The sequence below is a fragment of the Alteromonas sp. R7 genome, from assembly GCF_055755235.1.
On sequence record NZ_JBVTQX010000009.1, the window covers coordinates 65,413 to 89,706 of the forward strand.

The 24,294-nt window shown below is 44.5% G+C and carries 20 protein-coding genes and 1 pseudogene; 9 read left to right on the plus strand and 12 right to left on the minus strand.

The window, feature by feature from the left end; all coding sequences use genetic code 11:
- Positions 1–9: 9 nt before the first annotated feature.
- The 4 genes from AC0J2X_RS14905 to sodB all read right to left on the minus strand — a co-directional run bounded on the left by AC0J2X_RS14905 (position 10) and on the right by sodB (position 5,676).
- Positions 10–1,557, minus strand: coding sequence for a SpoVR family protein (locus AC0J2X_RS14905; RefSeq protein ID WP_014975981.1), 1,548 nt, complete (start codon positions 1,555–1,557; stop codon positions 10–12).
- A 1-nt stretch (position 1,558) separates the two neighbouring features.
- Positions 1,559–2,845 (minus strand): YeaH/YhbH family protein, encoded by a 1,287-nt coding sequence (locus AC0J2X_RS14910; RefSeq protein ID WP_014948762.1) that lies wholly within the window; start codon positions 2,843–2,845, stop codon positions 1,559–1,561.
- Between the two features lie 85 nt (positions 2,846–2,930).
- Positions 2,931–4,853 carry a PrkA family serine protein kinase gene (locus tag AC0J2X_RS14915; protein WP_014975982.1) on the minus strand — a complete coding sequence of 641 codons (1,923 nt, stop codon included), beginning with the start codon at positions 4,851–4,853 and terminating at the stop codon, positions 2,931–2,933.
- A 241-nt stretch (positions 4,854–5,094) separates the two neighbouring features.
- Positions 5,095–5,676 carry a superoxide dismutase [Fe] gene (gene sodB, locus AC0J2X_RS14920; protein WP_014948764.1) on the minus strand — a complete coding sequence of 194 codons (582 nt, stop codon included), beginning with the start codon at positions 5,674–5,676 and terminating at the stop codon, positions 5,095–5,097.
- Positions 5,677–6,025: 349 nt separating this feature from the next.
- Here sodB and AC0J2X_RS14925 point away from each other — a divergent pair, with 349 nt between their 5' ends.
- The 5 genes from AC0J2X_RS14925 to AC0J2X_RS14945 all read left to right on the plus strand — a co-directional run bounded on the left by AC0J2X_RS14925 (position 6,026) and on the right by AC0J2X_RS14945 (position 14,224).
- Positions 6,026–6,376 (plus strand): Grx4 family monothiol glutaredoxin, encoded by a 351-nt coding sequence (locus AC0J2X_RS14925; protein WP_069943941.1) that lies wholly within the window; start codon positions 6,026–6,028, stop codon positions 6,374–6,376.
- Positions 6,377–6,710: 334 nt separating this feature from the next.
- Positions 6,711–9,299: a TonB-dependent receptor plug domain-containing protein gene (locus AC0J2X_RS14930; protein ID WP_014975983.1), complete on the plus strand. Its 2,589-nt coding sequence runs from the start codon at positions 6,711–6,713 to the stop codon at positions 9,297–9,299.
- A gap of 82 nt (positions 9,300–9,381) precedes the next feature.
- Positions 9,382–10,014, plus strand: coding sequence for an RNA polymerase sigma factor (locus tag AC0J2X_RS14935; RefSeq protein WP_014948766.1), 633 nt, complete (start codon positions 9,382–9,384; stop codon positions 10,012–10,014).
- Between the two features lies 1 nt (position 10,015).
- The gene (locus AC0J2X_RS14940; RefSeq protein ID WP_069943942.1) at positions 10,016–11,071 is read left to right on the plus strand and encodes a FecR family protein; all 1,056 of its coding nucleotides are present in this window, start codon (positions 10,016–10,018) and stop codon (positions 11,069–11,071) included.
- 219 nt (positions 11,072–11,290) lie between these two features.
- Positions 11,291–14,224 (plus strand): TonB-dependent receptor, encoded by a 2,934-nt coding sequence (locus tag AC0J2X_RS14945; protein ID WP_278711807.1) that lies wholly within the window; start codon positions 11,291–11,293, stop codon positions 14,222–14,224.
- Positions 14,225–14,485: 261 nt separating this feature from the next.
- Here the strand turns inward: AC0J2X_RS14945 and AC0J2X_RS14950 are convergent, their stop codons facing one another.
- Positions 14,486–14,680: a bacterioferritin-associated ferredoxin gene (locus AC0J2X_RS14950; RefSeq protein WP_014948769.1), complete on the minus strand. Its 195-nt coding sequence runs from the start codon at positions 14,678–14,680 to the stop codon at positions 14,486–14,488.
- Positions 14,681–14,955: 275 nt separating this feature from the next.
- On the opposite strand from AC0J2X_RS14950, the gene AC0J2X_RS14955 reads away from it, so the two are divergent.
- On the plus strand, positions 14,956–15,561 hold the full coding sequence (locus AC0J2X_RS14955) for a peroxiredoxin (protein ID WP_014948770.1): 606 nt from the start codon (positions 14,956–14,958) through the stop codon (positions 15,559–15,561).
- A gap of 73 nt (positions 15,562–15,634) precedes the next feature.
- Here AC0J2X_RS14955 and rnt read toward each other — a convergent pair whose 3' ends face one another.
- The gene (gene rnt, locus AC0J2X_RS14960) at positions 15,635–16,270 is read right to left on the minus strand and encodes a ribonuclease T (protein WP_014948771.1); all 636 of its coding nucleotides are present in this window, start codon (positions 16,268–16,270) and stop codon (positions 15,635–15,637) included.
- 341 nt (positions 16,271–16,611) lie between these two features.
- On the opposite strand from rnt, the gene AC0J2X_RS14965 reads away from it, so the two are divergent.
- On the plus strand, positions 16,612–17,484 hold the full coding sequence (locus AC0J2X_RS14965; RefSeq protein WP_014975986.1) for a flagellar protein MotY: 873 nt from the start codon (positions 16,612–16,614) through the stop codon (positions 17,482–17,484).
- 37 nt (positions 17,485–17,521) lie between these two features.
- On the opposite strand, the gene glpQ is transcribed toward AC0J2X_RS14965, so the two are convergent.
- The 3 genes and pseudogenes from glpQ to AC0J2X_RS14980 all read right to left on the minus strand — a co-directional run bounded on the left by glpQ (position 17,522) and on the right by AC0J2X_RS14980 (position 20,140).
- Positions 17,522–18,718, minus strand: coding sequence for a glycerophosphodiester phosphodiesterase (gene glpQ / locus AC0J2X_RS14970; RefSeq protein ID WP_069943944.1), 1,197 nt, complete (start codon positions 18,716–18,718; stop codon positions 17,522–17,524).
- A gap of 135 nt (positions 18,719–18,853) precedes the next feature.
- A pseudogene (locus AC0J2X_RS14975) lies at positions 18,854–19,163 on the minus strand (VOC family protein).
- Between the two features lie 266 nt (positions 19,164–19,429).
- The gene (locus AC0J2X_RS14980) at positions 19,430–20,140 is read right to left on the minus strand and encodes an SDR family oxidoreductase (protein ID WP_069943945.1); all 711 of its coding nucleotides are present in this window, start codon (positions 20,138–20,140) and stop codon (positions 19,430–19,432) included.
- 334 nt (positions 20,141–20,474) lie between these two features.
- On the opposite strand from AC0J2X_RS14980, the gene cspE reads away from it, so the two are divergent.
- Together cspE and AC0J2X_RS14990 are read left to right on the plus strand one after the other, a co-directional pair.
- Positions 20,475–20,687 (plus strand): transcription antiterminator/RNA stability regulator CspE, encoded by a 213-nt coding sequence (cspE, locus tag AC0J2X_RS14985; protein ID WP_014948776.1) that lies wholly within the window; start codon positions 20,475–20,477, stop codon positions 20,685–20,687.
- A 168-nt stretch (positions 20,688–20,855) separates the two neighbouring features.
- A complete protein-coding gene (locus tag AC0J2X_RS14990) occupies positions 20,856–21,035 on the plus strand; it encodes a hypothetical protein (RefSeq protein WP_039233139.1) in 180 nt (59 codons plus the stop codon).
- A 195-nt stretch (positions 21,036–21,230) separates the two neighbouring features.
- Here the strand turns inward: AC0J2X_RS14990 and AC0J2X_RS14995 are convergent, their stop codons facing one another.
- The 3 genes from AC0J2X_RS14995 to AC0J2X_RS15005 form a co-directional block, all read right to left on the minus strand.
- Positions 21,231–22,649 carry a M20/M25/M40 family metallo-hydrolase gene (locus AC0J2X_RS14995; protein ID WP_069943946.1) on the minus strand — a complete coding sequence of 473 codons (1,419 nt, stop codon included), beginning with the start codon at positions 22,647–22,649 and terminating at the stop codon, positions 21,231–21,233.
- Between the two features lie 195 nt (positions 22,650–22,844).
- Positions 22,845–23,567, minus strand: coding sequence for an endonuclease III domain-containing protein (locus tag AC0J2X_RS15000; protein WP_014975990.1), 723 nt, complete (start codon positions 23,565–23,567; stop codon positions 22,845–22,847).
- Between the two features lie 34 nt (positions 23,568–23,601).
- Positions 23,602–24,294 carry an electron transport complex subunit E gene (locus tag AC0J2X_RS15005; RefSeq protein WP_039233136.1) on the minus strand — a complete coding sequence of 231 codons (693 nt, stop codon included), beginning with the start codon at positions 24,292–24,294 and terminating at the stop codon, positions 23,602–23,604.

Genomic DNA, 24,294 nt, shown 5'->3' on the forward strand with positions numbered 1-24,294 from the left:
ACCGCAGGCTTACGCCTGCGGTGCACGTTTACACTCTGATATCACGTCAGTACCATCATCACCATTGTCTTGCTCTAAACGTACATCAAATTTCCACAGCCTGTGCAGGTGGCGCATAACTTCATCTTTTGAATCGCCTAGCGGAATTCCTCGTTGAGGAATATAGCGAAGAGTAAGCGAACGATCGCCTCTTACATCAACGTTATGTACCTGAATGTTGGGTTCTAAATTACTCAAATTGTATTGAGCAGACAGCTTCTCTTTAATAATTTGATAACCCATTTCGTCATGAATAGCGCTCACCGCAATAAAGGGCTTGGTGGTGTCATCTTCAAGGGCGAATAACTTAAAGTCGCGAATAACTTTAGGCGATAAAAACTGACTGATAAAACTTTCGTCTTTAAAGTTTTCCATGGCGAAATGCACGGTCTCAAGCCAGTCTTTTCCCGCAATACTTGGAAGATATTTATAGTCTTCTTCAGTGGGAGACTGACACACCCGTTTAATATCCATGAACATGGAAAAGCCTAACGCATACGGATTGATGCCAGAGTAATAAGGGCTGTTGTACTCTGGCTGCATTACGACACTTGAATGACTGTGCAAAAACTCCATCATGAAGCGGTCGCTGACCAAACCCTCGTCATACATCTCATTTAGAATGTGGTAGTGCCAAAAACAGGCCCATCCTTCATTCATTACTTGGGTTTGTTTTTGCGGATAAAAATACTGCGAAACTTTCCGTACAATACGCACAATTTCACGTTGCCAAGGTTCAAGTAAAGGTGCGTTTTTTTCAATAAAATAAAGCAGGTTTTCTTGCGGTTCTTGTGGAAAACGAATTTTTTCTTTGTGTTTGCTATGCGGGCTATTTGGCAGGGTGCGCCAAAGCTCGTTCACTTGCGATTGCAGGTAGGCCTCGCGCTCTTCTTGTCTGTTTTTCTCTTCTTGTAACGAAATTTTCTGCGGGCGTTTGTATCGGTCAACGCCGTAATTCATTAGCGCGTGGCACGAGTCGAGCATATTTTCGACTTCATCAAATCCATATTTTTGTTCGCATTTAGCAATGTAGTTTTTAGCAAAGACCAGGTAGTCGATGATAGAGCTGGCATCGGTCCAGGTTTTAAATAAGTAGTTGCCTTTGAAGAATGAGTTGTGACCGTAGCACGCATGAGCCATAACGAGCGCTTGCATGGTAATGGTGTTCTCTTCCATTAAATACGCAATGCAGGGGTCAGAGTTAATGACGATTTCGTAAGCCAGCCCCATTTGTCCACGACGGTATTGTTGCTCAGTTTGAATAAACTTTTTGCCAAAGCTCCAGTGCGTGTAGTTAAGCGGCATGCCGATGCTGGCGTAAGCATCCATCATCTGCTCTGCGGTGATCACCTCAATTTGATTGGGATAGGTGTCTAACTTAAATTTTTTGGCGATGCGATCGATATGTTGCTCATACTCTTCGATAAGTGGAAACGTCCAGTCGGGCCCATCGCTTAATAAGTGGCGTTTTGATGTTTCAGGCTTGCTGTTTTCTTTTGCCATAGCGTCGGTTGTCATATTAGGCTCCTTGCTGCGCATCTTGTTCAGAGCGTTTGAATAGCTCTCTGAACACAGGATAGATGTCGGCCTGTGTTTGTATGTGCTTACATACAAAGTTGTCGTGAGTGGCGGCCACTTTCTCGTATTCTCGCCACAAACTTTGGTGCTGCCTCTCGGTTATCTCTATATAGGCATAGTAACGGGTTGCGGGTAGCAGTTTAGCGGTAAGCAAGTCACGACACTGTGGCGAGTCATCAGCCCAGTTATCGCCATCTGACGCTTGTGCTGCATAGATATTCCAGTTTCCATCGCTGTAGCGCTCGCGAACGACTTCATCCATTAGCTTCAATGCACTTGAAACAATAGTGCCGCCGGTTTCTTGAGAGTAGAAAAACTCGTGCTCGTCTACTTCCTTTGCTTGCGTGTGATGACGAATGTACACCACGTCTACATTTTCGTAGGTTCGCGTCAAAAAGAGATACAGCAAGATATAAAACCGTTTAGCCATGTCTTTGGTGGCTTGGTCCATAGAGCCAGATACATCCATTAAGCAAAACATTACGGCTTTGCTTGAGGGAAGCGGACGCTTGTCATAGTTCTTAAAGCGCAAATCGAAAGTATCAATAAAAGGCACTCGGGCTATTTTGGCTTTAAGTGCTTCAATTTCTTCTTTTAATGCATTTATGGCTAACGTATTGTCGTGCTTGTCTTCTATAAGCAGTGCAAGTTTTTCTTCAAGCTCTCTCAGTTTCTTTCTATCACTTCCGCTTAAGGCAATACGCCTTGCCACAGAGCCTTTGAGTGAGCGAACAATATCTAAATTACTTGGCACGCCATCGGTCTGATAACCTGCGCGATAAGTTTCGTATTGGGTGACTTTATCAAATTGATTTTTCTTTAAGTTGGGAAGCGCTAAATCTTCAAAAAGTAGGTCTAAATATTCGTCTTTGGATATAGAAAATACGAACTCATCTTGGCCTTCGCCTTCATTGCTAGCGTCGCCTTCGCCTGCGCCCTTGCCACCGCCGCCTGGCGGCCTATCAATTTTATCACCCGCTGTGAATTGGTCGTTGCCGGGGTGGACAATATCTCTACTGCCGCCGCGGCCGGTATGAAAAATAGGTTCAGAGATATCTCTGGCTGGAATGCTAATTTGCTCGCCAGAATCTAAATCGGTAACAGAACGTTTACCCACTGCATCAGAAACAGCACGCTTTATCTGCTGTTTGTAACGCTTAATAAAGCGCTGGCGGTTTACCGTACTCTTACCTTTGCTGTTTAACCTTCGGTCAATAAAATGCGCCATACACACCTGCTTGTCTTGTTGTGAACTACAAATACCCGTGCTGAAGCACGCATTACACGCGCTTCAGCACCACATGCGTTTAGCGCTAAGACGCTTTACGTACGCGCAGGTACCATTCACACAGCAACCGAACTTGTTTTTGCGTATATCCCTTCTCGGTCATACGATTTACAAAGTCGTCGTGTTTTTTCTGCTCCTCTGCAGAGCCTTTGGTGTTGAAAGAAATAACCGGCAGTAAGTCTTCCGTGTTAGAGAACATTTTCTTCTCAATCACGGTGCGAAGTTTTTCGTAACTGGTCCATGCTGGGTTTTTGCCGCCGTTATTTGCACGGGCTCTCAAAACAAAGTTAACGATTTCGTTACGGAAGTCTTTCGGATTACTTATTCCCGCAGGCTTCTCTGTCTTTTCTAACTCAGCATTCAGTGACGCTCTGTCGAACAGCTGTCCGGTTTCTGGGTCGCGATACTCTTGGTCTTGGATCCAGAAATCAGCATAGGTTACATAGCGGTCAAACAGGTTTTGCCCATATTCAGAATACGATTCTAAGTAAGCCGTTTGAATCTCTTTACCAATGAATTCCACGTAGCGAGGAATGAGGTAGCCTTTCAAAAACTCCAAATACTTATCAGCGGTTTCTTGAGGGAACTGCTCCCGTTCAATTTGACGCTCCAGTACATAAAACAAATGGACTGGGTTTGCCGCCACTTCTTGATGATCGAAGTTAAAAACCCTGGAGAGAATCTTAAATGCAAAGCGGGTGGATAACCCTTCCATGCCTTCATCGACACCGGCGTAGTCGCGGTACTCTTGATAAGACTTGGCTTTCGGGTCGGTGTCTTTCAGGCTCTCGCCATCATACACGCGCATTTTAGAAAATAGACTGGAGTTCTCTGGCTCTTTCAAGCGCGATAACACAGTAAACTGCGCTAAACACTCTAGCGTGTCTGGCGCACAGGGCGCGCCGTTAAGCTCGCTGCTGTCTAGTAACTTTTTGTAGATCTTAATTTCTTCACGTACTCGCAAACAGTACGGTACTTTTACTATATAGACACGGTCTAGGAAGGCTTCGTTATTCTTATTGTTTCTAAACGATTGCCACTCAGATTCGTTTGAATGCGCAAGTATAAGCCCATCGAAGGGAAGCGCAGAGAAGCCCTCTGTTGGGTTGTAGTTACCCTCTTGTGTAGCAGTTAAAAGTGGATGCAGCACTTTAATCGGTGCTTTGAACATCTCCACAAATTCCATTAAGCCCTGATTGGCCTTACATAGTGAACCTGAATAACTGTAAGCATCAGGGTCGTTTTGTGCATATTGTTCTAAGCGGCGAATATCAACTTTACCCACCAAAGATGAAATATCTTGGTTGTTTTCGTCACCGGGTTCGGTTTTAGCGATACCCACCTGGTCGAGCACTGATGGATAAACGCGAACCACCTTGAACTGGGTAATATCGCCATTGAATTCATGCAGGCGTTTGCGTGCCCACGGCGACATAATGGTTTTTAAGTAGCGCTTAGGAATGCCGTACTCTTTTTGTAAAATGTCGCCATCTTCTTTGACATCAAACAGACAGAATGGATGGTCGTTAACAGGCGAGCCTTTCAGCATGTAAATAGGTACGTGCTGCATAAGTTCTTTAAGTCTCTCTGCCAGAGACGATTTACCGCCACCCACTGGGCCGAGCAAATAGAGAATTTGTTTCTTCTCTTCAAGACCTTGTGCGGCGTGTTTAAGGTAAGAAACGATTTGTTCTATGGCTTCTTCCATGCCATAGAATTCTGAAAAAGCTGGATAACGAGAAATAACGCGGTTTGAGAAAATGCGGCTAAGTGCCGGGTCGTTGGCAGTGTCGATTAATTCAGGCTCACCAATAGCTTGTAGCAAACGTTCTGCTGCATTTGCATAAGCGGTTTGATCCTCTTTACAAATTTCAAGGAACTCCCCAATGGTGAACTCTTCCTGTTTTCGCTCTTCATAGCGACTTTGATAGTGTTCAAAAATACCCATGAATACCCCTTAAATACGGAACCCCGTAATTTCAGCTTAGTAGGTATTTGGGAAAACGATAGTAATTATTGTGTATAGTTTTTAATCTTTTCGTCTAATGAAAAATGCAACTTTAATAAGAATTTAGTGTCACTTAATGAACAACAGTGCATAAAAAAAGCCCCGCTTGGAAGCGGGGCTTTTTATAACTGATACTTTACGCTGTTAAGAGCGCAAGGCGCTTAACGCTTCAGTCTTTTGCTTATGCAAAGTTGCTGCTTGCGAATTCCCAGTTAACCAGCGCCCAGAAATTTTCTAGGTACTTAGGACGCGCATTGCGGTAGTCGATGTAGTAAGCGTGTTCCCAAAGGTCAACAGTAAGCACTGGCGTAAGGTCGTCGCCAGAAATAGGCGTTTGCGCGTTGCTTGTGTTAACGATATCTAGGCTGCCGTCTGCAGTTTTAACTAACCACGTCCAGCTTGAACCGAAGTTGTTAACAGCTTTATCGTTAAATGCTGCTTGGAAGTCTGCGAATGAGCCCCACTTCGCGTTGATAGCTTCTGCTAGCGCGCCTGTTGGCTCACCGCCGCCATTCGGGCTTAGACAGTGCCAGTAGAACGTGTGGTTCCATACCTGCGCTGCGTTATTGAAAACACCGCCGTCAGAAGATTTGATGATTTCTTCTAGGCTTTTGTTTTCCATGTCAGTACCTTCAACTAGGCCGTTAAGCTTAGTTACATAAGTAGCGTGGTGCTTGCCATAGTGGTACTCAAGCGTTTCAGCAGAAATATGCGGTTCTAGTGCATTTTGTTCGTATGGTAATGCTGGTAATTCAAAAGCCATGACGGTCTCCATGTTGGTTTAGTATTGTAGTCTAAAGCCCACTTATCTTCGCCTGTTCAATAAGTGCATATTAATTCTATGTTCAATATACTGCTCTAGACGCTAAAGCATATCCCAAATGTGGGGATAAAGTCCTATAACTCAATGACAAAAATGTGAATTTTTTTTCAAAAGTTAAAATGTGACACTAATTTGTATTGCAATGTATGGGTAGATAACGATTCAGAAGTTGAAAAGATCAATTTAGCTATGGGTAATTAAACATAAAATTATGATACCCTTTCCCTTGATAAATCATTCATGCATTCCCATCTAACTGGGAATACACTTTTGTGCTCAGAGGAATCAAATGGATAATACTGAAAATCAATCAACGCTAGATAGAATCAAGCTGCAAATCGAAGAAAACCCAATTTTGTTGTATATGAAGGGTTCTCCTAAACTACCTAGCTGTGGCTTTTCTTCACAAGCATCGCAAGCGTTGATGTCATGTGGCGAACCATTTGCTTATGTAGATATTCTTCAAAACCCAGACATCCGCGCAGAACTACCAAAATATGCAAACTGGCCGACATTCCCGCAACTATGGGTTGAAGGTGAGCTTGTAGGCGGTTGCGATATCATTATTGAAATGTTCCAACAAAACGAGCTTCAACCGCTTATTAAAGAAACGGCTGCAAAGTACAAAGAAGCAGAGTAAATCTTGTTTCCATGTACAAATTTTTAGGTTTGTAAAAAACGATTTAAAAGCCGGCTTATAGTCGGCTTTTTTTATTAAAACCCGCCAAAAATCCCGCACTTTTATTCCCGTAAAAATTATATAGACAGGTCAGAAATTAAAATCCTCTACGGAGTGAAAAAATATTTTTATTTTGTCGAAAAAGGTTTGTTTTTTAATATCTTGCGTTCTATAAAAAACACCATCTGACCGCAAATGAGTCAGTGTTGAAGGTAAAAAATAACAACTACTCTGAGCATTTTTTTAATGTGTTTAAAACGCTGAAGGTGTCTTAGAGAAACTCCGGGAAACCACCATGAATACAACCTTGTCTTTATTGACCAAAAACGTGCGTGGCGTATTAGCTGCATCAGCTGCGTTTTCAGTAATGGCCGCTGCACCTGTTTATGCGCAAGAAGCTGAAGAGAGTGCTAAGGCCGAAGATTTTGAACAAATTGCGGTAGTTGGTTCACGTGCAGCGCCTCGCTCGGTCGCTGACTCAGCGGTGCCAATTGATATTATTTCTGACGAAGAGTTTAAGCAGCAGGGTGCCACTGATATGGTATCTATGATGCAGACTGTTGTTCCGTCTTTTAACGTAAACGACCAGCCGATCAACGATGCTTCAACGCTTGTTCGTCCTGCTAACCTTCGCGGTATGGCATCAGACCACACGCTTGTGCTTGTAAATGGTAAACGTCGTCACCGTTCTGCGGTTATCACTTTCCTTGGTGGTGGTCTTTCTGACGGTGCACAAGGTCCTGATATTTCTGTTATCCCAGCAGCGGCATTAAAGCAAGTGGAAGTACTTCGCGATGGTGCAGCAGCACAATACGGTTCTGATGCGATTGCGGGCGTAATTAACTTCGTACTTAACGATGCATCAGAAGGCGGTTCGTTTGAAGCCCGTTACGGCTCTTTCTACGAAGGCGACGGCGACATGATTCAGATGTCGGGTAACGTAGGTCTTCCTCTATCTGACAAAGGCTTTATTAACCTTTCAGCTGAATACCGTACTGCAGACGACACATCTCGAAGTGTACAGCGTGCAGACGCTGCTGCATTGATAGCGGCTGGGAACACTTTTGTAGCAGATCCTGCGCAAATTTGGGGCTCACCTGAGATCAAACACGACATCAAACTTTTCGCTAATGCAGGTATAGAGCTTTCTGCTACCTCAGAAGCTTACATGTTTGGTAACTACGCCGAGCGTGAAGTTGAAGGTGGTTTCTACTTCCGTAACCCACACAATCGTGGTGGTGTGAACGATGGTGGTACAAATGACGATGGCGAGCAACTACTGCTTGTTGGTGATTTAACCGGCGATATGTCAGGTAACTGTCCAACCGACATCGTAGTTGGTGATAACGTACTAGAGAACCCGCGTTATATTAACGAAGTTCAGAACAATCCTGACTGTTGGGCGTTCAACGAAATGCTGCCAGGTGGTTTCACACCTCGTTTCGGTGGTACGGTTACAGATATGTCACTTGTCTTTGGTACGAAAGGCGAACTTGACCACGATATCACGTATGACGTGAGCTTGAACCTTGGCCAAAACGAAGTTGACTTTGCTATTAGCAACACCATCAACCCGTCTTTAGGTCCAGAAACACCTACAGAATTTAGCCCAGGTCGCTATACGCAGTCTGAGCAAACCCTTGATATTGATTTCACTAAGCCGTTCGATGTTGGTTTATATGAACCACTATTCGTGGCAACTGGTTTCCAATATCGCAACGAAAGTTATGAGAGCTTTGCAGGTGATACTGCCTCTTATGAAATAGGTCCGCTGGCGACACAAGGCTTTGGCATTGGCTCAAATGGTTTCCCTGGCTTGGCGGCCAATAGCCAAGGTCGTGTGTCCCGCAACAACATCGCACTGTACATTGACGCAGAAGCGTATATCACTGAAAACTTCATGTTAGCCGGTGCGCTACGTTATGAAGACTTCTCTGATTTCGGTGACACAACGAAAGGTAAGATTGCTTTCCGTTGGCAAGCACTTGAGAACATTGCTTTCCGTGGTGCGTTCTCAACAGGCTTTAAAGCACCTACCCTTGGTCAAAGCAACGTGCGTAACGTAACTACCGCGTTTGGTACAGGTGGTGAACTTATTGACCGTGCAACACTGCCTCCGACAGATCCAGTGTCTCAACTTAAAGGTGGTGAGCAGTTAACGCCTGAAGAGTCAGAAAGTATCACGTTTGGTGTGGTAGCCGATTTCGATAATGGTCTATTCATTACCGCAGACTACTACAACATCGAACTGACTGACCGTATCAGTACTGCCTCTGGTATTGCGCTGACTGAAGAAGACATTGCCACGCTGCTTGAGCAAGGTATCAACGATGCGTCTAGCTTCTCTGAAATCAGCTTCTTTACTAATGACTTCGACACCACCACTGAAGGTGTAGACGTAGTAGCGAACTATTCGATGGATATGATGGGCGGTGAAACTAAGTTCTCACTTGCATATAACTGGACGTCTACAGAAGTTGACCGCGCGTCGGACAATATCTCTGATTTTCGTATTCGCATGCTAGAAGATAACCTTCCAGCGGTACGTTACAGTGCAACAGCTAACCACACTAATGGCGACTGGCGCTTCCTTGCGAGAATGAACTACTACGGTAGCATCTTCGAAGATCACCTAGACTCTGCATTGCCGATTGACAAAGTAGGTTCTGAAATTACGTTCGACTTTGAAGTGGCATATAACTTCACTGAAGATTTCACAGTAACTGTTGGTGCTAAGAACGCGTTTGATGAATACCCTGACGAAAACAATACTGATGCAGGTGGTATCACCTACGCACAGATTGCCGGTTCAGCGTATCCGACAACATCTCCAATTGGTATTAACGGTGGCTTCTACTACCTAAGAGGTGTTTACACTTTTTAATAGGTAAGCAATTACCTATAAACCAAACTTTCACTTAATGTTTCAAAGTTAAGGGGGCATTAGCCCCCTTTTATTTTATTAGGTGAAAAAGAACGAAAAAGCAGGCATTATTGATGCCAATGTAAGCAAATCGAAACACACAACATTTAATATTATGACGAGAAAGTCGACAGTAGCTGAAACCTTTTTAAAATACCGCTCAAAGCTAATGCGTGCGGTAGGTTCTATTGTTGGCGCCGACGACATTGAAGACATCGTGCAAGAAGCTTTTATTAAAAGCTACGAAGCAGAGTTAAAACAAGAAATACAGTATGAGCGTACCTATATGCTCAAGACAGCGCGTAATCTAGCGCTGAACCATGTTGCGAAAGCTGAAAACAAAAATAAGCAGCAGCTCGATGACATGGATATTTTGCCTTATGAACTTGTAGGGCACAGTTTAGAAAAAAATGTAGAAAGCAAAGAGCGTTTTATTCATTTTTGCCGAGCGACAGATACATTGTCTGCTGATGTAAAACGCGTATTTTTGCTGAAAAAAGTATATGGCATGCGACAAAAAGAGATTGCAGAGCTTGTGGGGCTAAGCGAAAGCACCGTTGAGAAGCATGTCGCCAAAGGTTTAATGATGTGCTCTAGGTACTTAGCCGAGCTGTCAAAGGACAGTGCATCCCCCCGTGCCACTGCTAACGCGACTCAGGACATAAGCCGTAGTTAACATGAATAATATTTGCCAGTTTTCAAGCAAAGAAGATATCCAAGAGCAAGCGTGCTTATGGATAAGCCGTCTCGATCGCGGCTTAAACAGTGACGAAAAGACGGAGCTAGATGCTTGGTTGTCGGAAAGTAATGCGCATCGTCAAGCTTTGCTAGACGCCGCTAGCTTGTGGGACGACATGTCGGTATTAAATGAATTGAGCGGTTTATTCCCGCAGCCAACCTCTCGTCAGTCGTCGAAAAAACGCAATATGCCTAAAACAGCGGTTTGGGGCATTGCGGCCACATTTTTAGTGATGGCAATTGCTGTTGGGGTAGTGGTTCAGCGCACGTGGCTAAATAGCACCCCTGAATTCGCAGCGGTAACGCAAAAGGTACAAACCGGTGTTGGCGAACAGAAAAACGTGACGCTAGCCGATGGCTCTAAACTTCATCTAAATACAAACTCTGTAGTTACCGTAGATTTCTCATCAACGGCGCGCAATATCGTTTTATTGAAAGGGGAGGCACACTTTGAAGTGGCTCACGACACGTCTCGCCCTTTCTCTGTGACCGCAGGCAACAACACCGTTACCGCTGTTGGAACTGCCTTTAATATGCAATATGTGGATGATAATGCGTTTGAGTTAGTGGTTACCGACGGAAAGGTATTGGTGAAAGACCGCTTTAAGGCTTCATCCTCAAATGAATCGCTCTTCACTAAACGTCCTGTTGCTGAAGAAGGGCTTCTTATGTTCGCGGGTGAAAAAGCCACTGTACAAGGTAAAGTGGAAGCCCGTGAAAGCATGTCTCAAAATGACATTGATGACGATTTAGCGTGGCAACAAGGTATGATTGTATTTAAAGGTGAACCGCTAGAGGCCGTATTAGCTGAGATTGGCCGCTATACACCCGTTCGCTTTAACATTTCGGACGAAAGTCTGCGCAAGCGACGTGTAGCGGGCTACTTTAAGGTAGGCGATATAGACGGTTTGTTGTCTGCACTTAAGAGCAGCTTTAACATCAACTACGAGAAAGTCACAGAAACAAGTATTGAGCTTAAGCTAGCGAAAAGTTAAATATTTCTGAAAGATAGGTGCTTTCTACTATTCGTAGTTGGCATCAATTTCTTTAATGTGACAATATAATTAAAATAATAAGCACATCGATTTTATATCTTGCAATACAGCAATTTTGCGATAAGCAGGCAAACCAAAAAGGCAATAGAAAAGCTGCATGCCCTAGCGTGTTCGGCCCAATGCCTTTCGCAAAAAAGAATGTGCAAATTCTCCCGTATTTTGTCCCTCTCGGCACTACACATAGCGTCCGGCTTTTTTCTTTTCATAGCACCAGCGCCAACGCTTCATGCACAAACAGACAGCCCTTCGCAATCACCCGACCAAACCGAACCAAAATTGGGTGCTTACAGCTTTTCAATACCCGCACAAAATGCTAATGAAGCGCTAACCGAACTAGCTAAACAGGCAAATACCACATTGCTTTTTCCTTTTGATTTAGCAAAAAAAGTGAAAACAAACGCATTGGAAGGTACGTTCACACTGAATGAAGCGCTGGCACAGCTTCTTGAAGGAACAGAATTGGCGGTAGTGACTGATGAAAGCGGTGCGGTAAGTATTCGTTCTCGTTCATCGTTAGTGGCGAAGGAAACACAGACACAAGATACCGAAAAGAAAACAGACGAGGGAGGCAATGGACTTGAAAAAATTGCGGTCGTCGGTACTCGTAACTCGCCTCGAAGTGCTGTTGACTCACCAGTTCCTTTGGATGTGATTGGTTCTGAAACCCTTAACTCACAGGGAAATTCAGACGTGCTTTCTATGTTAAGCGTGATGGTTCCTTCGTTAAACGTAAACGATCAGCCCATCAATGATGCCAGTAGCCTGGTAAGGCCGGCGAACCTTAGAGGCATGTCCTCGGATCACACGCTTTTGCTGCTTAACGGAAAGCGACGCCATCGCTCTGCGGTAATCACGTTTTTAGGCGGAGGTTTATCTGACGGTGCACAAGGGCCTGATATATCGGTTATTCCTGCCTATGCGTTAAAGCAAGTCGAAGTATTGCGAGATGGTGCAGCAGCCCAGTACGGCTCAGACGCCATTGCAGGCGTGATTAACTTCGTACTTAAGGATGCTCGTGAAGGAGGGCATGTTGCGCTGAAAGTTGGCGGATACAGTGAAGGCGACGGCGAACTGTTTCAAGTGCAGTTGAATAAAGGCTTTGCTATTGGAGAAAACGGCTTTTTAAATGCAACGGCAGAGTATCGTCAGCAAAATGGCACGTCGCGCTCTGTACAGCGGATTGATGCGCAGAACTTGATTGACCAAGGGAATGTGTTCATCGCGTCACCGTCCCAAGTATGGGGAGCGCTTGATGTTAACGAAGATATTAAACTTGCGCTAAATGCAGGCGCAGACATTTCGTCTAAATCACAATTTTACAGCTTTGCCACTGCAGCAAGAAGAGAAATAAACGGTGGTTTTTACTTTCGAAATCCGCAAACTCGAGAAGGGGTGTTCAGCCGTACCGACCCAAATACAGGGGAAAGTCGTCTGATTGTAGCCGATCTCGATGGATTGGAAAGTGGAATTGCTTGCCCTTCTATAACTTTGTCCAGCAATAGTGTATTGCTGGACCCCTCGTATCAACTAATTGCAGATAACACAACGGCGCTTGGTGCCAACTGTTTTGCTTTCAATGAGTGGTTCCCTGGCGGTTTCACACCAAAATTTGGGGGTACGATAACGGACGCTTCTGTTGCGATGGGCGTTAAACATGAGTTACCTAATGGCTGGGCGATGGATGCCAGTGCGACATTGGGCTACAGTGACATTGAGTACACCATCTCCAATACGGTTAATCCATCGTTAGGGCCACAAACGCCAACGTCGTTTTCGCCCGGTGGTGTGTCGCAAGTAGAGCGAACGCTTAACTTAGATTTTAACAAACTCATTCAAACTATTTTCGACGATCCGGTTAGCATTGCCGTGGGCTTAGAATGGCGCAAAGAAACCTATTTTCAAAAGTCCGGCGATGAAGCGTCATATATTGCAGGCCCTTTCGCTCTAGAGCCGCCACTTGGGTTGAACCAAGGCTTTTCCATCGGTTCCAACGGTTTTCCGGGGTATCAGCCTCAAAGTGCTGGGCACTGGAGCAGAAGCAATTGGGCTGTGTACGCCGATTTGGAATTTTATGTTACCGAAGCATGGCAGTTTGGCGTGGCCACTCGTGTAGAGCATTTCAGTGATTTCGGCTCGACATTCGATGGGAAATTGAGTACTCGCTATAAATTAAATGATATTTTTGCATTACGCGGATCTGTAAACACCGGTTTTAAGGCGCCAACAGTAGGGCAGAGTAATGTTATCAACGTAACTACCGCCTACGGTGTTAACGGTTTGGAAGACCAAGCAACGCTGCCTCCAACTGATCTTATCTCACTGCAACTAGGCGCAACTCCACTTACGCCTGAAGAATCGGTGAACTTTAGCCTCGGGCTTGTTATGCAGGCAAGCGAGAACTTTTTTGCGACGCTCGACTATTTCAATATTCGCCTTTCTGATCGCATTAGTACGACATCTGCAATCCCGTTAACCGACGACGACATTAGTGCGCTTATTGCCCAAGGGCGTCCAGATGCGGCGAAATATAATGCTGCAAAGTATTTTACAAATGACTTTGACACAAAAACTCAGGGTGTTGATTTAGTCGTTAACTACAATTTTGCGCTAGCTGATTGGTCAAATTCTTTACTTCTTGCCTTCAACTGGACAGACACACAAGTAGAGCGGGTTACGCTTTATCCTGCGCAAGTGGGGGACGAAATACGGCTTCTACCTAATCTAACACAGGCAAGAATTCGTATGCTGGAAGATAACTTGCCTGCTCATCGAGGCAGTATCACGCTGGAGCAATCGAAAGGAAATTGGGCATTTACTTGGCGGCTTAACTATTACGGTGAGTTTTATGAAGACCATCTTGATGCGTCCGCAGGGATGGACATATACGGCAATGCGTTAACCACATTCGATGCCCAAGTTGCATGGAAAGTACTGCCTCAAACACAAGTTACCCTTGGCGCCCAAAATCTGTTTGATTCGCTGCCTAATGAAAACCCTTTTCAAGGTGAAGTTGGCGCACTCTACCCACCTACATCGCCTAGCGGTATCAATGGGGCTTTCTATTATGCAGGCATTGAGTACACCTTTAACTAGGGCATGCTTTAGCAAAGCTACGTAGTTAAATGGCGCGCTGCACTCATTGAAAGTAAGAAAATGAGCCTAGCTCTGAGTTTGAAAGGACAACAACCTATCGTTTTAGGTGACGATGTAAATATTACTTAGGTATTTAAACTAGGATATGACTTAGGTCACTTAAAGAAATAATCGTGATAATAAATATGGTGTTTTAAGTCTAGCCAAGGATGCTAAGAGCGATGACGTTGCGTGTTAAGAATACGCGGGTTGGCTAATTGTCTAGCCAACGTCTTTGAATAGGGACTCATCGACGATAGTTTGGTCAATGATCTGTTGCGCCATGTTGATACACTTACCGCATTGTGAGCCAAGCTCTAAATGTTGACGTAACTCTCGCATATTTCCCACACCGTTTTCTTCAACCGCTGCGCGAATGCTTTTATCAGTTACCCCATAGCACATGCAAACAAACATTAAACGTACTCCAAATGAATCTGTAAATGATAATAATTGTTATTCTTTGCTTTAGCAAGTGGATAATGACAAATTTAATACAAGGTAATTGAAGAAAGACTGAACAGTGTGGGGGGATGTTAAGCGGTTATTGGTATGATCAGTAAAAAAACTCGTTGTTTAATATTGTTATTTCCATATTCGTACCTATTTTCTTTGAAAGAAATTTCTTATCAAAGTGGTTACGCAACGTAATCACTTCTATTATTACAATCCAAATATAAATGGAGAGACTCATGAGTGTATTAGTTGGCCGTCCAGCACCTGACTTTACTGCAGCAGCGGTACTTGGTAGTGGTGAAATTGTTGACACTTTCACACTAAGTGAAGCAATCAAGGGCAAGAAAGCTGTTGTATTCTTCTACCCACTAGATTTTACGTTTGTTTGCCCGTCAGAGCTTATCGCCTTTGACAAGCGTTTCGACGAGTTCAAAAAGCGTGGTGTTGAAGTGATCGGTGTTTCAATCGACTCTCAGTTCTCACACAATGCGTGGAGAAACACTCCGGTAAATCAAGGTGGTATTGGTCCGGTTAAGTACACCCTTGTTGCTGACGTTAAGCACGACATCTGCCAGGCATACGATGTTGAGCACCCAGAAGATGGCGTTGCGTTCCGTGGTTCATTCCTAATCGACGAAGAAGGTATGGTACGTCATCAGGTAATCAATGACCTTCCACTTGGCCGTAACGTTGATGAAATGCTACGCATGGTTGATGCACTAGCATTCCACCAAGAGCATGGTGAAGTTTGCCCAGCGGGTTGGACTGAAGGTAAAGCTGGTATGGATGCGTCGCCTGAAGGTGTTGCTAAGTACCTATCTGAAGAAGCAGACAAGCTATAAGCTAAACTGTTTAAAGATTATAAAAAAACAGCGCCTTTTGGCGCTGTTTTTGTTTATATCAGTTTGAATAAAACTACTCTTTATTTTCTACAGGCCATCCGCCTAGCGCTTTATAGCGATTTACCATATAGCAAAATAGCTCGGTGGTCTTTTGGGCGTCATACAGCGCACTGTGCGCTTCACTTTGGTCAAATGCGATCCCCGCTGCACGGCATGCTTTTACCAAAACCGTTTGGCCTAAGGCCAATCCAGCAAGGCTGGTGGTGTCAAATGAAACAAACGGATGGAACGGCGTGCGTTTTATATTGCAGCGTTCTATCGCGGCATTGACGAAACTCTGATCGAACGTTGCATTGTGAGCAACAATAACTGAACGTTGGCAGTCTGCATTTTTTTGCGCCTTGCGGATGCCTTTACATAAGTCCTTCATGGCTTCGCTTTCTTCAATAGCCCCTCGCAATGCACAATTAGGATCGATGCCATTAAATTCTAAGGCTGCTGGCTCTAGGTTAGCGCCCTCAAAGGGGTCAATGTGATAATGAAAAGTTTGATCAGGATGAAGTATACCGTTTTCATCCATTTTCACCGTTACCGCGGCTAATTCTAACAGGGCGTCAGTGCCTGCATTAAATCCGGCTGTTTCAACGTCGATAACAACGGGAAAGTAACCTCGAAAGCGCTGGGAGAGAAGGGGCGGGTTGGCAGACATAAACACTCTTGTAAGACTCGATTGCGTTAATTGGTTGGTGACTAAAATGCGTACCAACCTGCGAAGCATATTGCGTAAAAGAATTATCGCAAGGATACTCTCGAGTTGCCAGTTGCAATTTATAAACTGTTAAATCAGGGGGCTAGCAAAAGTACAAAACGCGAATGGTATTAAACGCTAAACTTTTCTACAATTTGGACGATAATCAAATTAAGCGTGAAAAAATCATTAGGCACATTTCTTCTTTTTGTGTGAGCTAATTTGATTCATTATGTTCGGTAATTTGTGCACGTAGTGTTGTCTTTTACCTGTGTTAGTCTGATTTTCGTTATGGTGTCGAAATGGTGTCGAAATTAAAATACATCGCTTTATTGGGGATGCTGGGGTCATTGTCTTCCCACGCTGCCATGCGGCAATATTCTGCAACCATAGAAAGCTCCAACTGGCGAATAGACAAAGACACCCGACTTCAGTGTACCTTGAACCACGAACTACCCGGTTATGGCGAAGCCATGTTCACGAGCTCAGCGTCGAAGCAGCTTAATATGGAATTTGAACTGGACATGTATTTGCTGCCAAGCAAATTTGATATGGCTGCTGTTTATTCTGTACCACCTAAATGGATGCCCGGCGTTGCGCCTAAAACCATTGCCGACATGTCTATTCGTAAACAGTACAATGGCGACCTTCCGCAGGATGCGGCTTGGACTATGTTGTCTGAATTAGAAAAAGGCTTTTGGCCCACAATCTATTACCAAGATTGGTATAACAAATACGACCAAGTAAGTGTGGCATTAAACGCTAGCAACTTCTCTGGTGTGTATCGTGAATTTGTGAAGTGTGTATCGAACTTATTGCCCTTCGGCTTTGATGACATTGCCTACACGGTATTGTCGTATCAAAACAACAGTACAGAGCTAACCAAATATTCGCAGAAGCGCTTAACCATGATAGGTGAATACTTAAAAGAAGACAGCGAACTTGAGCTTGTGCTTCTTGATGGTTACACCGATAGCTACGGCGGTCGCTATAATAATGAACAGTTGTCTATTCGACGTGCTAACGAAGTAAAAAGCTATTTGACTACGCTAGGTGTACCTGAAGATCGAATTCAGTTGACAGGCCACGGTGAGAAACGCCATATTGCGCCAAACGATACACGAGAAAGCCGCGCCCAAAACAGACGCGTGGTGGTGCGACTTTCAAAATCCTAGGCGCTAATTGTCGCGCCTACACTCGCTTTAAAATGCGTTAGTTTAATTTTTCTCGCCACCTTAATACCGGTACTAAATGATCGGTGAAAACACCGTCAGCACCTACCACCTTGTCTAAAACTTCCAAGACTTGTTCTGAACTCATACCTGCTGGTAGTGCATCATGTCGGTAGGTGTAGGGGTGGATTGTCAGGTTATTTTCGTGGGCGTAGGCAATCCATGCCGCGGCTTCTATTTTTCCTTGAGTCATCGCTTCATTATCGAGTAAATGGCCTAACCAAGGGCCTATGCCATCGGCATACAACGCAACCTGCTGCATGCCTTCCTGAGTGCGCAGCCAGTTATAATCTGTGTCGCTTTCGCCCCAGTCGTTTTCGCCAATCAGCATCACAACTTTGCCTTTATAGCCCAGGGTTTCACGAACGCGCTTAACTTCGTTAAAATCGAAGCATTGCAGGTAGCTATTACCGCTCTCTCCACCAAACCCGTAAGCATTCAAAGCATCTACAACGATTTTACTGGCATCAACGCCTTCTTTAATGTGAAAGGCAGGGGACTTTACTTCAGGATAAACCCCGACAGACGTTCCAAATTGGCGATTTAGCTCGCTGATTAGCTCAAAGTGTTCATTTAACGTGGCCACTTTAAAATTAGCATGTGTGCCGCGGTACCTATCTTTAAAAACTTGCTTCCCGTCACTGTTAGCGCGCTCGTGTACCCGCAGTTGTCGCAGTTCTTCAAGAGTAAAATCACGCGGGTAATAGCGTCCGTCATCGCGGTGGCGTGCAGGAAACACATCTTCTACATTGGTGACCGTTTCTAAGTGGATGTCGTGTAGCACAACGGGTATGTCGTCTTTGGTGATAACAACATCTTGCTCAATAAAATCGGGGCCCAGAGAAAAGGCGAGGGTAGCTGCTTCAAGGGTATGCTCAGGTAAATAGCCCGACGCGCCGCGATGGGCTATCACGGTAAAGTGCGTTTCAACATTTTCTTTTGTGTCAGCGTGTATTTGTCCATTCTCGTTATTTGCAGCCATGGCCGAAAACGTACTGCCAGCAGCAACTGTACCGGTAAAAGCGACAACCAACGCTGGCAGAATAGCGGCCAGTTTTGCTTTTGGCTTACTGCGCAAGCTTATATTGTGCGCTGCTCGAGGTTTCCGACTTATCGCTGTTCTAGCTTGGCTTTTGTTTTTATCATTCTGCGAAAATAATAAGCGGTTACGTAGCATGTCGTGTCACTCCATGTGGTTTTTCATCGGTTTTTTCCAGTGCCGCACGTTTTCAAGTTGATAGTTTGGCGACTTAAGCGTTCAAATCGCTTTGACTACGCTGGCTGTATCTTCAGTTCTTGTTTTTGAACCATTTCATAGCGAAATGGATTTATTTTGTATGAGTTCTATTGCATACCCATCGGGGTCGCGAACAAAAGCAATAACTGTGGAGCCGCCTTTTACTGGCCCCGGTTTAACCCTTATCGTAGGTGTTGTCGCCCCAGTTGTAGGTAAGTTCTAAGACGGTACTCTCGGTTTCATCGCCATATCCCACGAAAGCTAGCGTGTATTCATACTCTTTGTTTTCAGACTGGCGAAGAAGGCGCATGCCCATGAGTGAGGTATAAAAGTGAAGAGAGGCCTCTAAGTTTTCAACTCGAAGCATAGTGTGAAGCATTCGCATAAGAGATTCCTTTTTTGAGCCATCGGAATTACTCGATGGCACACTGCACTGTGATTGCGTGTTGGCCGTTACTTTTTGTACACATAAATACGATGAGTACTTTATTTGAGTAAACGCAAACGACACGCTTTTATGTTAATTAGGAAATGTTAACGCTTTAAGACAATATTACAATTCTAGTTAAACGTACTATACCTGCGGTAACACGCCGCGATTACGAACATTTTAAGTCTCGCTGAGTGGGTAATTATCTATGCGGACTGGTATTAATAGCCCCATAGACCGATATTATCAATTTTAAGACGGCGAGGTTGGCTCAATAGGTAAACCACCATGTTGCCTAAGTCTTCATTTTGAATTAGGCCATCGTCCACTTTCTCTGTTTCTGCTTTCTGCGACTGTATCAGTGCAGGGTTTAGGGAATGGACGTGAATACCGTAGGGGCGAATCTCTTCTTGCAACGCTTTTCCAAGCCCCACCATCGCAAATTTTGATGCACAGTAAACGCCTGCATTGGCATAGCCGTTCAATGCCGCCTGAGAAGCGATGTTGATAATGTAGCCTTCCTTGTTGTTAATCATGTGAGGCACGACCTCTTTGCACATGAGAAAAGTCCCTTTTACGTTAGTATCCATTACTTCGTCCCACGCTTTCTCTGAGGTTTCCCAAATAAGGGTCTCCTTACCAAAGCCACTGTTATTAATTAGGACGTGTAGCTCGCCAAATGTATCTTTGACCTTTCTAACAAAACTGGCAACATCAGCGCTTTTCGATACATCACAAACTTGGCCAATGACATTGCCTGGGAATAGGGCGTCGAACTGCTCTACAGTCTGCTTGACCGCAGTTTCAGTGCGCCCACAAATGGCCACGTTCATTCCTGCTTCTAGTAGAAATTGAGCGAGAGTTTTACCTAGCCCTTTTCCGCCTCCAGTAACAATGGCTGTTTTACCTTCTAACGCATACGTGTCTGTCATAATTTAAACCTATAGCAAAAAAGCAAGGTTAACCTAGCTTTCAAGTGCCTTGAACAAACATACGTATTCAGCTTCGCCAAAAAAATATGTAAAAAAGCTGTGTTTTGGTCAAAAAATAAACTGAAAACTAGTGGACATTGCTCGCAATTACCTGTACCTTTCGCATCGCTCTAGATATGTTATTTGCTTTACCTAATACTGCGCTGTACCTCTTTTTTAAATCCTTCAAATTGAAGTTTTATATAGATATACAACTGCTTTACTAGCTTGGAGATGTCTATAGCTATTCGGTGGTTTTCCACCATTACATCAATTTTTTTAAAAGGTTTTTATTATGTCTAATTCTGTAAACGGTACAGTTAAGTGGTTCAACGAAGAAAAAGGTTTTGGTTTCATCACTCCTGAAGCTGGCGGCAAAGACGTATTCGTACACTTCCGTTCAATTGCTTCTGACGGTTTCAAAACGTTGAAAGAAGGCCAAGAAGTTAGCTTCGAAGTTGAACAAGGCCAAAAAGGTCCTCAAGCTGCTAACGTAGTAGTTCGATAAGACCTCTATGCTTATCTAAGGTCATTTCTCTTTTCTGAAGTGACCTCAAAAAAGTGGGCTCTTTCTGAAACGCTATGTTCACGCTAGAGCCTAATTATCGTTTTTCGATTTCTTTACCCAACCTGCGAGGAATTCAAAACAAACAACATTAATAAAGAAGTATTTACTATGCAATTTCAAGATTCTATCTCTACCTTTAATAGCGCCATGTCAGGTGCGTTAATCTCAAATATCTCCATAAATAAAACAACCGTTGCTTTTAAACATGCGAATACGTATCGGCATGTAGAGCTGCCATCAAGGCAAGAGGCGAAGCGATTTGTTGCCCAGCTTATTCAAGCGCAATAAAGCCTGAGTATTTCGGACGAGGTATATTTACCAATCCACATAGATCATTGCCTACTCAGAAGGCGCTGGCAAGTTTGCTAGCGGAGCGTGGGAATGCAGAATGGGTATTAGCAGAGGCGAGGGTAAGCAGAGCACTGGTAAGCATTGGCCAGCACGAGATGCACTGACCAATGTTTGATGATTACTAACGTGTAACTACTGTTTAGCTTTTAAGTCAACGTCCGAATCGGCTAACAAGTATATACTTGCTGCGTAGGCTGCAATGTTTTGCGCAAGCTCATCGGGGTCAATTTTATCTAAGGTATCATCTGGCGTATGGTGAAGATCAAAGTAATCTCTACCGTTTTGATTTAACCTAATCGTTGGTACGCCTTTCGCTGCTAGCGGAATAATGTCAGGGCCGCCGCCAGCAATGTCTGAACCGCCACGCACTATACCTAGCGGTGATAAAATCTTCGCGATTTCATCGACTAGCACAGTCGCCTCGGGATTCACATTTGACACTACTTGCCAGATAGTTTGCGCACCAAAGTCAGACTCTGTGGCCAGAACGTGATTTTCAAGGTTCTTTTCGTGTTGTTTAGCGTAAGCAAAGGCGCCTAATAGGCCCACTTCTTCAGCGCCAAACATGACCACACGAATGGTGCGTTTTGGGCGCTCTGGTAAAGAAGCAATTAACGCAGCCGCTGCCGTGGTAATAGCAACGCCTGCGCCGTCATCAACTGCACCCGTTCCTAAATCCCAGCTGTCTAGGTGGCCGCCAATAAGGATAATTTCTTCGGGCTTCTCACTGCCCACTAAATCCAGTATTACATTGCCGCTGTTTACTTCGCCTTTCCATTTCGATTCAGAGTGGAGCGACAATGACAGCGGTTTACCTAAGTTATGTAAACGTCGTAAATGGTCTGCGTCAGGGTTAGAGATAGCGACTACGGGGATATCTGCCCAATTATCGCCGTCTGAGCTCATCATGCCTGAATGAGGAAAACGATGAGAGTCAGATCCTACTGAGCGCACGACCAGCGCTTCAGCGCCGCCGCGTTGAGCATGTTGCCAACCAATACGGCGACGTTGGTTCGCTTGACCATAGCCTGCACCTGTTTGGCTTTTTACCATGGCGTCGCCGTCTACAAATGCAATTTTGCCTTTAAGGGCACCATCTTCAACTGCGGTTAGCGCGTGAATATCTCTGAAATAAACGATATCTGCATTGATCTCGCTTTCAGAAGGCGCTGCGCCGCCAAGGGCTGTGCCGTAAAGCGGTTGGGCATAAGGCGCCGTGAGTGAAATGTGTAGGTGACCTCTATCCCAAAATGGCATAGTGAATTCTTCTATGCTGACTTTATCAAAACCTAGACGCTTTCCTACCACCACGCCCCAATCTCTAGCTCGCTTTTCTGCTTCAGAGCCGCCCAGGCGAGGGCCAATCTCAGTGGTTAGTGATTCAACAATGCTATAGCCTAAATCACTTTTCAGGGCTTTTTGAATTAATGCTTCCGCATTTTTCTTTTGCTCGTCAGTAATGGGGGAAGTTTCTGCAAAAACACCAAAACTGCATGCACTTACTAATGCACCAAACGCCAGCCTTCTAGCGATAGTATTCAATCGAGACATGTGTTCTCCATGGATTTATTTTTATATTTCTTTTTTATTTGCGCGAGCAAAACTCTAACCCATCCATCATAGCCAATTTGGTTGTCCCTTTCGAGGCAAACCACAAGCGTAAGTCGTGTGTTAGTCGCAAAATTCCTCTTGAGAGAAAATAAATGGAGAATAAAAAAGGAGCCTAAGGCTCCTTTCTGAAAGTTTCTATTTACGCTTCTTCTTAAGCGCCAACTTTTGCTTTTTCTCTTGTTCTTTCAGTACTTCGTTAATAAAACTCTTTCTGCCGAACTCACGTGTGATAACACACTTGTTTAAGTCGAAACCGCGGGCAGGGCAGTATTCTCTGCCATATAGAATGATTTGCAGATGCAAATCGTTCCACCTTTCTTTTGGGAATAAGCGTTTTGCGTCACGCTCTGTCTGCTCAACACTCTTTCCGTTCGACAAACCCCAGCGATACATTAATCGGTGGATATGAGTATCTACGGGAAAAGCAGGAATGCCAAAGCCTTGAGACATAACCACAGCGGCAGTCTTGTGACCCACTGCGGGCATGGCTTCCAGCGCTTCAAAGTTTGCAGGCACTTCACCGTTGTGCTGCTTGATGATCATGTCAGACAAATGCCAAATGCCTTTGGACTTCATGGGAGATAAACCACAAGGACGGATAATGTCTTGAATTTCTTCAATACTCATCAATACCATGTCGTAAGGGTTATCTGCCCGAGCAAAGAGCTTTGGCGTAATTTGGTTAACGCGCTCGTCTGTACATTGCGCCGATAGGAGAACCGCAATGAGTAACGTATATGGGTCTTTATGATCTAAAAAGATAGGAATTTCCGGATAAAGGTCATCCAGTATTCGCATGATTTCTTTTACTTTTTCCTGCTTAGAAAGCGGCTTGGCCGGCTTAACTACATCATTCATTTCTAAATACTTTTTTGTTTTTGATTTTTAGCGTTTAGCTTTCAGCTGTAACGCGTACCCGTTCAGCCTTCACTGCAGGCGATGTTTGCTTAGCGGCTAACTTTGCATCAATACTGTTTTTGATAGCAATGAGAAGACCCATACCTAAAAAGGCACCAGGCGGCAGTATCGCAAGCAAAAACGGATTTTCAGTGTTGAAAAGCGTTATGGTCCAGTTCTCAGCAATTGAGCCAAACAGTCTGTCTGCACCAGCTAGCAATGTACCTGCACCCAATATCTCACGCATACCACCTAAAATGACCAGCACTGCGGTAAAACCCAGTCCCATCATGAATCCGTCGTAGGCAGAGGCGAGCGGCCCGTTTTTCGACGCAAAGGCTTCTGCGCGGCCTATGATGGCGCAGTTAGTTACAATCAGCGGAATGAAAATACCTAGCGCTAAGTAAAGGTCATAGGTGTATGCATTCATTAATAGCTGAACAATGGTAACGAACGCAGCAATGATCATAACAAAAACGGGAATGCGGATTTCGTTTCTTACCACATTACGAACGAGTGAAACGGTAACGTTACTGCCAATAAGTACCAACATGGTAGCAAGGCCTAACCCGAGACCATTGATAAACGTCGCGGTAACGGCCAATAGCGGGCACAAACCTAACAGTTGTACCAGCGCAGGATTGTTCTTCCAAAGCCCTTGTAAAGACAGGTCGCGAAAATCAGTCAC

Coding starts and splice junctions, on each gene's coding strand:
- AC0J2X_RS14905 (WP_014975981.1), bottom strand. CDS start 1,557: ATGACAACCGACGCTATGGCAAAAGAAAACAGCAAGCCTGAAACATCA.
- AC0J2X_RS14910 (WP_014948762.1), bottom strand. CDS start 2,845: ATGGCGCATTTTATTGACCGAAGGTTAAACAGCAAAGGTAAGAGTACG.
- AC0J2X_RS14915 (WP_014975982.1), bottom strand. CDS start 4,853: ATGGGTATTTTTGAACACTATCAAAGTCGCTATGAAGAGCGAAAACAG.
- sodB (WP_014948764.1), bottom strand. CDS start 5,676: ATGGCTTTTGAATTACCAGCATTACCATACGAACAAAATGCACTAGAA.
- AC0J2X_RS14925 (WP_069943941.1), top strand. CDS start 6,026: ATGGATAATACTGAAAATCAATCAACGCTAGATAGAATCAAGCTGCAA.
- AC0J2X_RS14930 (WP_014975983.1), top strand. CDS start 6,711: ATGAATACAACCTTGTCTTTATTGACCAAAAACGTGCGTGGCGTATTA.
- AC0J2X_RS14940 (WP_069943942.1), top strand. CDS start 10,016: ATGAATAATATTTGCCAGTTTTCAAGCAAAGAAGATATCCAAGAGCAA.
- AC0J2X_RS14950 (WP_014948769.1), bottom strand. CDS start 14,680: ATGTTTGTTTGCATGTGCTATGGGGTAACTGATAAAAGCATTCGCGCA.
- AC0J2X_RS14955 (WP_014948770.1), top strand. CDS start 14,956: ATGAGTGTATTAGTTGGCCGTCCAGCACCTGACTTTACTGCAGCAGCG.
- rnt (WP_014948771.1), bottom strand. CDS start 16,270: ATGTCTGCCAACCCGCCCCTTCTCTCCCAGCGCTTTCGAGGTTACTTT.
- AC0J2X_RS14965 (WP_014975986.1), top strand. CDS start 16,612: ATGGTGTCGAAATTAAAATACATCGCTTTATTGGGGATGCTGGGGTCA.
- glpQ (WP_069943944.1), bottom strand. CDS start 18,718: ATGCTACGTAACCGCTTATTATTTTCGCAGAATGATAAAAACAAAAGC.
- AC0J2X_RS14980 (WP_069943945.1), bottom strand. CDS start 20,140: ATGACAGACACGTATGCGTTAGAAGGTAAAACAGCCATTGTTACTGGA.
- cspE (WP_014948776.1), top strand. CDS start 20,475: ATGTCTAATTCTGTAAACGGTACAGTTAAGTGGTTCAACGAAGAAAAA.
- AC0J2X_RS14990 (WP_039233139.1), top strand. CDS start 20,856: ATGCAATTTCAAGATTCTATCTCTACCTTTAATAGCGCCATGTCAGGT.
- AC0J2X_RS14995 (WP_069943946.1), bottom strand. CDS start 22,649: ATGTCTCGATTGAATACTATCGCTAGAAGGCTGGCGTTTGGTGCATTA.
- AC0J2X_RS15000 (WP_014975990.1), bottom strand. CDS start 23,567: ATGAATGATGTAGTTAAGCCGGCCAAGCCGCTTTCTAAGCAGGAAAAA.